General features: G+C 53.5%; 8 protein-coding genes. 1 reads left to right on the plus strand and 7 read right to left on the minus strand.

All coding sequences use genetic code 11. The features are described from left to right. From VAE48_RS15545 to VAE48_RS15575, 7 genes are all read right to left on the minus strand, one after another. Positions 1–711, minus strand: a 711-nt coding sequence (locus tag VAE48_RS15545; RefSeq protein ID WP_322794251.1) for a glutamate mutase L, incomplete at its 3' end; no start/stop codon positions are given. Positions 712–720: 9 nt separating this feature from the next. Continuing rightward, positions 721–1,398, minus strand: coding sequence for a hypothetical protein (locus VAE48_RS15550; protein ID WP_322794252.1), 678 nt, complete (start codon positions 1,396–1,398; stop codon positions 721–723). A 5-nt stretch (positions 1,399–1,403) separates the two neighbouring features. Beyond that, positions 1,404–3,827: a hypothetical protein gene (locus VAE48_RS15555; RefSeq protein WP_322794253.1), complete on the minus strand. Its 2,424-nt coding sequence runs from the start codon at positions 3,825–3,827 to the stop codon at positions 1,404–1,406. A gap of 3 nt (positions 3,828–3,830) precedes the next feature. Next, positions 3,831–4,448: a hypothetical protein gene (locus VAE48_RS15560; RefSeq protein ID WP_322794254.1), complete on the minus strand. Its 618-nt coding sequence runs from the start codon at positions 4,446–4,448 to the stop codon at positions 3,831–3,833. Continuing rightward, positions 4,445–5,191: a DUF6754 domain-containing protein gene (locus VAE48_RS15565; protein ID WP_322794255.1), complete on the minus strand. Its 747-nt coding sequence runs from the start codon at positions 5,189–5,191 to the stop codon at positions 4,445–4,447. The genes VAE48_RS15560 and VAE48_RS15565 overlap by 4 nt, the downstream gene beginning before the upstream one ends. Continuing rightward, entirely contained in the window at positions 5,188–5,445 is a 258-nt protein-coding gene (locus tag VAE48_RS15570) for a hypothetical protein (protein ID WP_322794256.1), read from the minus strand. The genes VAE48_RS15565 and VAE48_RS15570 overlap by 4 nt, the downstream gene beginning before the upstream one ends. A 69-nt stretch (positions 5,446–5,514) precedes the next feature. Continuing rightward, on the minus strand, positions 5,515–6,258 hold the full coding sequence (locus tag VAE48_RS15575) for a PIG-L family deacetylase (RefSeq protein WP_322794257.1): 744 nt from the start codon (positions 6,256–6,258) through the stop codon (positions 5,515–5,517). Positions 6,259–6,316: 58 nt separating this feature from the next. Here VAE48_RS15575 and VAE48_RS15580 point away from each other — a divergent pair, with 58 nt between their 5' ends. After that, positions 6,317–6,625, plus strand: a complete 309-nt coding sequence (locus VAE48_RS15580; protein ID WP_322794258.1) for a hypothetical protein — start codon at positions 6,317–6,319, stop codon at positions 6,623–6,625. Positions 6,626–6,703 lie beyond the last annotated feature (78 nt).

The raw sequence follows: 6,703 nt of genomic DNA on the forward strand, positions 1-6,703 counted from the left end.
AACACGCCCGCGCTCAGGCCATAGGCGCCGTCGTTGGTCATCAATCTCCGGCCGCAGATTGGGGGCAACATGCACTTGAGTATAGGTGCTGAGCACATCTTTGACGGGGGTGGTGAGGGTCTGATTACCGGCGTAGATGATTTCCGGCCTCTTTTCACGGGGCATGATTTGCAATGCAAAAGTCAGGAGATCAACATTTTTGGCGATGGAGCGGCTTGCCCCTTGATCTGTTCCTCCGGAAAGAATGATCAAATCCGGCTTTGCGCGTAACAGGGCGTCAATTTGCGCTTCCGGCGGGCGCCGGTCATTCAAACCGATTGACTCGGTGATCAGCGTGTGTGCCGAGGAAGCCAAACGACGAGCGCTTTCCAGCGAAACATCTTCCAGCAGACCCATGACGACCACCCGCAGCGGCTGACCGGCGGTATAAGTCAATACGACCTGATCCACCCCACTGCCATCCGGTTTACCGGGCAAAATCAGGCGCGATTCTTCCAGAAGAATGCGCGAGGTGATTTCCTGCAAATTGGGAATGGCCAGATGGATGCCTTCCGAAATGTCAAAGAATGGGGATTGAATGGTTGTGGGTGCGCGGCCAGCACCGATGAAGCGATATTGCCCATCCACCAAGTCAAACAACAGCGCGCGGGTGTGGATGCTGCCAATTTCAATGGCGAGAACGGATTCGGCGTCAACTAGGGAAGTGGTCATAAGCAATTTTCATGGAAGAAAGGTTTGGATTGCCGTGCGCAGGAAGTCGAACCGTTCGATCAATGCGGTCAGGGCGGCAGCCAGAATACCGGCGTACAAAGCGCCCAATGTGATGGCAATGAAAATTTGTCCACCAAAGGCTGCTGCCTGAACTGCTGCCGATCGGCTGATTTGTTGATTGGCTTTTCGGCGTGCACTGAACTGGAAGTAGATCAAGGTGAGAACTGTACCGATCAGCAGGATGATGCCTCCCATCAACTGGCTGCCAGCCTGCAAAACATTTCCGCTTTGGGTCAGGGCAAAAGGTTGTATTGCACCGCGGATTTGCCCAAAAAGTGTACCGCTAACCGCCCCACCAATAATAACCGCTGCGCCACTGCCGACCAGAAATGCCATCGAAGGATTGCCCAGGGTGGTCAGGCGGGTAGATAACTTGAAAAGTAAAAGAACGCTCAGCACTGCAGGTACTACGGCGAGCAGTTTTTCGGACGCGCTGCCGAAGATGAGCGGAACGACCAAACGGGGGAAGATGACTTCAAACAATAAGATGACGGCAACATAGCCAGCCGACACACCCACAAATAAATATGCAGCCAAACGAAAGAGCGGATTATCACCCAAAAGATAACTGAGAGTCAACAGGGTGAGAATGAAAGCAACCGCAGTCCAGGCAAAGTCAACATCCATGATGCTTATTTCCCCTTCGTTTCGGGTTTCTTGAACAAATGCATCACCAGATAATAGAGACTGAAAAGGAGAATCAGGACAACGATCAACATCAACCCGGCCTGATAGGCATCCATGTAGCCGGGTGTCAGGCTGGTTGTCCGACCGCTCAGTTGCTGGTAAGCTGCCAGACCGGGCAAACCGGCCAGCATACCAGTTGCCTGCCCGTTTTGTACGTATGGCTGAATCATCGGGGCGGCTTGATTGCTGGCAATAACTAACAGCGGAGTGTTTTCCAACAGCGGGCTGAGTTGTTCGATCCATAACCGGCTGGTGTCGGTGTTATCGCTGAGCAGCAATATCGCTGAGAAATCTGAGATACGTTGAATGCTTTGGAAGGGCGCTTGATCCCAGGCGTAAGCTCCAAAGCGGTCGCGTGGAGCAGCCAGCGATGGCTGGCTGGCCAGCGCTGCAATGGAGGTGACGCCGCCCGGCAAATAACCCAGATTGAGGATTTGACCTTCGGAGGCAGAGTTTGCCAGCATTTCTTCTGCCAGTACAGCGCCGGCAGGGTTGATGGAAACAATGGCAATGGTTTTTCCGGCTCGCAGGAGATCATTCATAACCGGTTGTGCGACGGTGGTCATTTCGCCTGCCAGCGCGGGTTCAAAATCAACTGCCAGAAGGATGGGCGGATTTTGTTCCGTGGATGCCGTCAGCGCTTGAATCTGAGTGAAGAAGGCTACATTCTCCGGAGCAAATAGAGCCGGGGGGGCTGCCAGGTTTACGCCACCGATCAGAACAAACAATACTGTGGCTGTCAGCACAATGCCGATCAACATTCGGGCAAGGACATGCGGGGCGGCGGTTCTTGCTCCGCGGGATGGGCGGCCTTGTTTTTCCTCCTGGAGGATGGATTCGAGAAGATTGGCATAATTGCGCTGCTTTTCACTCACCTGCAAGCGGGCCGAGTAAACAGCCGGTTTGCTGTATTGGGTAATCAACGCTTCGGCAGGCAGAACTCCCTGAAAACCCGAAAGCGGCCCACTGGTTTCAATGCGTTGATCCTCATCCGTTCCAATGCGGCCCGGCGCAACGGCATCAACGGGTCGCATGGCTTCCAGCCAGCCGGGCAACTCAGCCGGTTCCAGCCCGGCTTCGCCCTCCGCAGCCGGAGCTGCGGTTTCGGTAGAAGGTTCGAATACCTGCTCGTCAAACCATTCCGGTAATTCTTCGCTGATAAAGGGGGAGATTTCATACTCCTCCTCAGCTGCAGGTTCAGCGGGCGGTGTTTCAAATATAAATGCGGAAGAAGCGCCTTCAGCCAGAGGAGAAATATCTTCCAAAATTGAGCTGAAATCTTCTGACTCAACCAACGGTTCGGCAGGGGTTTCTTCCGGAAGTTCACCCTCCAGTGAAGGGATGCCCTCCTCCAGCGGTGGGAATGAAGCCAGCCAGTCTTCTACGGATTCGGATGAGGTGGATTCGGGGGTTGGAGCTTGCCCGGTAGGCACTTCTGGTAGGGCATCCTCTTCCGAAATGCCGGTTTCTTCCGGTGAGGGTTCGGTGGGCAATTCCTCAACCCGCTCGAGCCATGCTTCATCCAGCAGGGTGAAAGGTGTTTCCATTTCAATTGAGGAGGGTACAGCGTCACCTTCAAAGGATTCAAAGGCTTTAAACCAGTCTTCACTGGTTTCTGGGGGTGTTTGTTCCTCTTCCGATAGTGGGGAAGGGCTTGTACCAAAAGTCTCAAAGGATTTTAACCAGTCTGGTTCTGCTTCCTCTGAAGCAGGCAGGGGCATTTGACCCGCATCTTCTTCCTCAACGAACAGGTTTGAACCTCCCAGCCAGTCGAGCGGTTCTTCTTGGGGTGTAGAGGGGGTTTCGTCGGCGGTTTCTTGGCTTTGTTCAATGCCTTTCAGCCAATCCGGCAGTTGCTCATCGCTTAAATCCAGATCCTCGCCCTCGGTGGGGGAAAGTGAGGCTGGGCGGACAGGTGAGGGTTCCTCTTGTGCTTCCAGGTTGACAAGCGAAAGCCAATCGGGGAGGGGGAGTCCTTCCCCGACTTCGGATTCAGAGATGGATGGCTCGCTCTGGCTGGAGGATATTTCTACATCCTTCAACCACTCGGGGAGTTCCTCTTCCTCTGCACGCTCATCTGATTGATCATCACTGCCGGGTTCTTCCTGCGAGCGTTGGCGGATACGCGCCAGCCAGTCTGGCACGTCTTCTGTAAAGGGCGGTGTATCGGCGGGTTTGGCTTCATCGCCCTCGCTTTCGGGTGGGGGTTCTGTGTCATCGCGCAGGCTTTTCAGCCAATCATCCTCTTCTCCTTCAAAATGAAAAGCATTTGAAGAGGGAAAATCAAAAAACAAGCGATGACATTTTTTACATTCAATGGCATCGGATGGGTTGGAAGCCCCACAATGAGGACAAATAATCTCGCTCATAGACTATCCACTATAGGGGCGGTCTGCGCCGATGAGGATGCGCAAACCGGTAGTAATACTGCCCAATGCGATACCCAGCAAAATACCCCGAGCACCAGCAATGGGAAGGGTATTCAGGGCGGCCAATAAATCCTTTACGAAGGGGATGTTTTCAGGAATGTTCAAAAAGCCGCTTAACAAAATCAGGAAGAGAAGGGTGCTGGCGGTGAACAAAACAGCCAGCCAGCCGCGTTTGCGTTGAAAAAGGCTGATGCTGGCGTATGTCAGCGTTACGGTCAACACACCCATCAGGCTGGCTTCCACCGGAAACTGGATATAAGTGACAACTTTTTGGAAATTGGGGTCGGTTGGGCCGAGAAGCAGACCGGCGATAAAGGTGACGACAAATGCCAGCAGCAGGATGATGCTGTAGTAATCGCGTTCGCGAGCCGAGTTCAACTTGCGCCAGTGGACGCTCAAAAGGTTGAGGATGGCAATCAGCCCGGCAGTAGCCGCCACTGGAATGGTCCAGGAAAGCAAAATCTGGCGGACGGGCAACAACACCGGAACGGGCAGAAAAGCACCCAGCAAAACCAGCAGCCCGGTGGCAATGGCGATAGCAGTGGAGACTGGTGCCCTCATACCACCCCCAGCAATTTCAAAATAGAACCTGCAACAATAACCACAATCACACCCCAGCGTAAAATATCCTGTACTTGCAGGCTGGCGGTATACACTGCGCCACTATTGAGATATGCCGGAATGGCAAACAATTCCTCACCAATCAGGGTTTCCTGACTGCTGGTGAAAAGCGCCGCCTGAGCACTGAGCGAATCGGTGGCAGCCAGGGTAAAGGCTTCTTGCTGCTCTCCAGCTTCCATCAGCAGGGCAATCTCCGGGCCAAAATTTCCAATTGCCAGATGAGCGGAAACATTTTCACCATCGGCGATTGGCAGCGCGCCGGCAATGTAGGAGAAAGAGGTCGGGCCGGTCAGCCGCCCGCGATGCGGGTCATACAGTTCCAGCTGGTTCATCTGACGGTAAGCTGCGCGCAGCGTATCCTGACTCAGCAAGGTGAGGGTTCCTTCGCCGCTGCTGGCTAAAGGGGGGCGGTCGCTGATGCTGCTGACTCGCGCAATGCGTTCCAGTGTGGTCAGCCCGGCCAAACCGGCTGCGCTGGTTGAAGAGGCGATACCGGCTTTACCCAGTGTAATATGGATGCGGGTGCCATTTTCGACGGCCAGACCAATGGCCTGACGAAGGCGGTCAAAAGCCGGCAGTTGACGCAAACCGCTGCGCAGGATGTTGCGCTGCAGGGTCAGCAGCAAGATCAGACCAGCAGTGACCGCAATCAAAGCCAGAGCCATGATTGCTTCAACCATCATAAATCAACCTCCCCGCGCAGGTAGGCAATGAATTTCCGGCTGCGCTGATTGTCTTCCAACAGGTTTGCCAATTCGAGCCATGTTCTTTTGGATGGAGAAAAGGATTCCAACAGGGGGATTCCGGCATAAACCACCTGCGCTGCAAGGATTTTTAGCGGGCCGGTCGCTTCCAGCAGGGTGATTGTGATTTCCTCGAGATTTCTTTCCTTAAGGAAATTCGCCCATTTTTGCCAGCAGGATTCAACCTCTTGCATGGTATCAGTATAGCATAATTTTTTAAATGCAATTTTTTAGAGGGGGTATGCACTAAAAAGGGAGTGATTTCAGGTTGAAAGTGATCTCCAGAGGGTGCTTCCCCCGCCTTTTTGCCAGTAATGACAAATGGCATCTCTCATTTCTTCCATGCTTGTCCAAAAAGTGCTGATTTGGGATTGATAACAGGCAACGGCATCCTGCCAGGCACGGCAGGCATCCAGCGATATGGCAATTTGTTCAATCCGCCAATCCGGCGCGATATATTCGTGCAAACGGCCGGCGTGTTGCAGCAGGTAGGGATAATCGGCGTAGTACCACAACGGTCTGCCGATCAATTGAGCGGCTGTGCGGGTCAGGTGGTGGTCTATGTGTCCGCCGAGAGTAAGCGGGCAAACAATCCGGCTGGAGAGGGGAATATGGGCGGCTAATTGGTTCGCCAGTTGCGAGGCCAGAGAATATTCCGCCGGCGGCAAAGGTTGGAAGAGTACCTCATTTGAGGTTATCAATGGCTGGCCGTTTTCGGGGTTGCGCCGGTAAATACAATCGGGGATATCCAGATGAAACGGTGTAGCGCCGAGTTTTTGACAGGCAGCCCGATCTTCCTGCCGACGGGTAATCTGAGAAGCCTGGGCTGTAACCCCCCAGCGCTGGTGAAGCATTTCCGCCAGCGGGGAAAGTTCACCCGGTGGCGGATCACCCGCACAAATCGTGCAGATTTCGACCCGTTCCCCCTTTTGGATCAGCTCAAAAATGAACCCCCCGCAGGAGAGAACGGCATCATCCAGGTGAGGGGAAAGAAATACCCAATCCATATTCGACTTATTGTACCATTGCGGGCAGGGCATGATACAATCAAATTGGAGGTGTGTTGTGGGCTGGCTTGATTTTCTTTTTGAAAAGAAACCGTATCCGGCAGAAATGCAGGCTGAAATTGACCGCTTGATTGACGAGCTGGTGCGTATTGGTCAAAAGGAGGATTTTCTGTCAGAGCGATCCGGGGGCTCCTTCAATGCGCAATGCCGTCACATTCGGGCACGCGAAATTGGCGTTCGATTGGATCAGGTGGGCGGGATTGCCCTCATGGAATATGTCATGAAAAAAGTGCGGCGGAGGGTGGGAGATACGCTGGCAGCCCATCTGGCTTATGCGTGGTCCGAAATTGGAAAATGGGTTCCGTAACGGATGCTGTTAGGAAAAGTTGAAAAGTGGACACTTATAAAGTTGAAAAGTGGACAGTTGTGGGAAGGGTGGAAATAA

Source organism: Bellilinea sp., assembly GCF_034432615.1.
Classification (GTDB): domain Bacteria; phylum Chloroflexota; class Anaerolineae; order Anaerolineales; family Anaerolineaceae; genus Bellilinea.

What these genes read in the sequence shown, in the direction of transcription:
- VAE48_RS15550 (WP_322794252.1), bottom strand. Translation starts at nt 1,398, where the DNA reads ATGGATGTTGACTTTGCCTGGACTGCGGTTGCTTTCATTCTCACCCTG.
- VAE48_RS15555 (WP_322794253.1), bottom strand. Translation starts at nt 3,827, where the DNA reads ATGAGCGAGATTATTTGTCCTCATTGTGGGGCTTCCAACCCATCCGAT.
- VAE48_RS15560 (WP_322794254.1), bottom strand. Translation starts at nt 4,448, where the DNA reads ATGAGGGCACCAGTCTCCACTGCTATCGCCATTGCCACCGGGCTGCTG.
- VAE48_RS15565 (WP_322794255.1), bottom strand. Translation starts at nt 5,191, where the DNA reads ATGATGGTTGAAGCAATCATGGCTCTGGCTTTGATTGCGGTCACTGCT.
- VAE48_RS15570 (WP_322794256.1), bottom strand. Translation starts at nt 5,445, where the DNA reads ATGCAAGAGGTTGAATCCTGCTGGCAAAAATGGGCGAATTTCCTTAAG.
- VAE48_RS15575 (WP_322794257.1), bottom strand. Translation starts at nt 6,258, where the DNA reads ATGGATTGGGTATTTCTTTCCCCTCACCTGGATGATGCCGTTCTCTCC.